Raw genomic sequence first — 2,815 nt, forward strand, 5'->3', positions numbered from 1 at the left:
TTGATCTGCTCTACGTACAGCTTCTCTTCGGAACTCTTCAGTGTAGGATTGCTTTTGCTTTTTTTGACTCATAAATCACCTCTATCTAACTATAGATGGTGTCTACTTTTTTTGGGTAAGTCCTAAATATAACGCCTCGCTTAACCGGCGCAAAATAGCAGGCTAATATTAGCGACGAAGGAGCGCAAGCCTACTGTTTTGCGTCCACAGTTTAATTAACTTGTTATACGCACATTAGCTAAAAAGCTTTTTTAGCTTGCCTAGAATTGATTGTTTTTGAGGCTGAGTAAATAGTTTTAAGTTTGCGTATTCTGGCACCAGTGCTTTTGAACCATGTGATTCAAAATTGACCCTGATTGAATATTCACCCGATTTATAGCAATAAATCTCTTCAATCTCGCCACATCCAAAGCGATCGTGGCTTACCTTTAAACCAGCTCTAGCAATGCCGATACCGTCAACTTCTAGTTGCTCAATAATTTCGTAGTCGTTCTTTGTCACTCAACTTCCCAGTGCGTATAACGCTTGCCTAACCGGCGAAAAATAGCAGGCTAAAATTAGCGACGAAGGAGCGCAAGCCTGCTGTTTTGCGTCCTTTGGTTTAGGCATTTGTTAAAAGTCAGTAGTTCGGCTCAATATTTTACCGAGCTTTCTATTGGCGATTGCTAGTTCATCAGTATTTTTCTCTAGATGGATTAGAAACTGTTTAGATGCCTCAATTAACCCAACATGCAAATGCCCAACATTAACATATACTTGTTCGTTAGAATTTTTTGCTGTTACTTCAATTTGTCCACCATAATAGAAAACAGAACGAGCTTTACCACTTTTTACATCTCTTGCTTCTGCTGTTCCAGTATGTAACAAAGCACAGCGTGATGCCCAAAGATCATTTGCATTACATGGTAATGTTTGACCTTCAACAAAAAGATAAGTATTAAGCCAACGTTTGAAATCTTGACCAGAAGAATGTTCATTTTCGATAGATAACCATGCCAATCTATCAACCCATGAAAACAATAATATTAGAGCTGATTCATGATGCTGATTTCGGAATAAAACTTCCATAGCTGTGTTTGACTTAACAATGTGCTCAGCCAAACTTTTTGCACTTTGTACCAAATGTCCTCCTGACTTTTAACGCCCGATTAACGGGTAAAAAATTGTGGGCTAAAATTGAGCGAAGCGAATAGCCCGCAAGTTTTTTATCCCTGTTTAATTGCTTGTATGGATAATACACCCATCTTAATTATTTTTTTTATACCGATTTAGGGTAAGGTGAGACCCAGGCTTTAGCTGCAACTAAAGCCTTCTTTTACAGTAGTTCGATTTAATAATGGCTCCTCTGTCGAGAGACCGATAACAAGAAAGAACGCTGTAAAAGACTCCAAGCACCACACTCGAATAGTCTACTGGGCCTCGAGCCCGCATTATGCAAGCAAGAGTCAGCTTATATGAATACCAAAACAAATCAAAGCATTAACATCGGTGTCGATACCGGTAAATTTCAACTCGATATTTATATTCGACCTTTAGATATTTACTTCACTGTTTCTAACGATGAAAAAGGCATTAACAAAGCCATTAGCAAGATTAAAAAGCACCAGCCTGAGCGCATTATTATTGAAGCAACAGGCCGCCTTGAAATGCCATTCATTATGGCATGCGCTAAAGCAGGTTTACCTTTTGTCATTGCTAACCCAGTTCATGTAAAGCGCTTTGCTGGCGCTATTGGGCAACGCGCTAAAACGGATAAGTTAGATGCAAAATTAATTGCCTATTACGGCGAAGCCATCAAACCGTCGCTCTCTCAGCTAAAGCCAGAAACCATGCAGCTTATGAGCGATTTAGTAGCACGTAGAAACCAGTTACTCGTCATGCAAACAATGGAGAAAAACCGTCTTCAAATATTGCCAAAAGAACTCGCTATGACAATAAAGCCTATCCTCACTGCATTTAAAAATCAGATAAATAAAATAGAAAATAAAATCTTCAAATTAATCGAGTCATGCCCTGAATATCAAGCTAAAAATCATCTACTTCAAAGTATGAAAGGCATTGGTAAAATCGCGGCAGCATCCATCATTAGTAACTTACCTGAACTGGGATATATGACCAATAAACAGGCTTCCGCATTGGTAGGTGTTGCTCCAATAAACCGAGAGAGTGGCCGCTTCAAAGGCCTGCGAAAAATACAAGGTGGGCGTCATCAAGTGAGGACCGTTTTATACATGGCCATGATGTCAGCAATACAATCTAACTCGGTTTTTAAAAGCCAATATCAAAAGTTGGTGGCTGCAGGAAAACCAAAAAAAGTAGCTATCATTGCCTGTGTTAGAAAGATGATTGTGATCTTAAATTCAATGCTTAGAGATGGGGTAATGTGGGAAGCGCCAAAAGTTTAAATTTAACTATTGACGCCATAGTCTCTTGTTATGCGTTGACGCACCGCTTTTGAAGCGCTTGCGCCTGCACCAATAAGCCAAACTAAAAATTAAAAACACTCACCAAACCCGAAATTGCAAAGAAGCGTTCGACTGATGAATGACCTTTCTGGTCACAGCTTAAATTGAAAAACGAAAAGCCAAGACCAACTCAAAACTTAATTACGCCACTGTACCTAAATGCTGATTTGAAGAAAAGACTTGGAGCAAAAAACCGTTTTAAAGACAGCGATTTAAAGTGACGCTGGTGTTACCCACTAAAAGTAGACACCCTAATTATGCATACCTGCTCTCATATTCCATTGGACTTAAATACCCTAATGCTGAATGCAGTCGTACGCGATTATAAAACACTTCAATGTACTCAAATA

4 protein-coding genes are annotated in these 2,815 nt (G+C 39.2%); 1 reads left to right on the forward strand and 3 read right to left on the reverse strand.

The annotated features are described in order from the left end of the window. Positions 1 to 234: 234 nt before the first annotated feature. The gene (locus ABMY35_RS20750) at positions 235 to 501 is read right to left on the reverse strand and encodes a hypothetical protein (protein ID WP_349287973.1); all 267 of its coding nucleotides are present in this window, start codon (positions 499 to 501) and stop codon (positions 235 to 237) included. A gap of 111 nt (positions 502 to 612) precedes the next feature. Then, positions 613 to 1,122, reverse strand: coding sequence for a hypothetical protein (locus ABMY35_RS20755; protein WP_349287974.1), 510 nt, complete (start codon positions 1,120 to 1,122; stop codon positions 613 to 615). A gap of 332 nt (positions 1,123 to 1,454) precedes the next feature. Between ABMY35_RS20755 and ABMY35_RS20760 the strand changes: the two genes are divergently transcribed. Further along, positions 1,455 to 2,405 carry an IS110 family transposase gene (locus ABMY35_RS20760; RefSeq protein WP_349287975.1) on the forward strand — a complete coding sequence of 317 codons (951 nt, stop codon included), beginning with the start codon at positions 1,455 to 1,457 and terminating at the stop codon, positions 2,403 to 2,405. A gap of 315 nt (positions 2,406 to 2,720) precedes the next feature. Here the strand turns inward: ABMY35_RS20760 and ABMY35_RS20765 are convergent. Continuing rightward, on the reverse strand, positions 2,721 to 2,815 hold a 95-nt coding region (locus tag ABMY35_RS20765), incomplete at its 5' end, for an IS3 family transposase (RefSeq protein WP_349287976.1).

The organism is Pseudoalteromonas sp. BZB3, from assembly GCF_040104455.1.
In the GTDB taxonomy this organism is placed as follows: Bacteria; Pseudomonadota; Gammaproteobacteria; order Enterobacterales; family Alteromonadaceae; genus Pseudoalteromonas.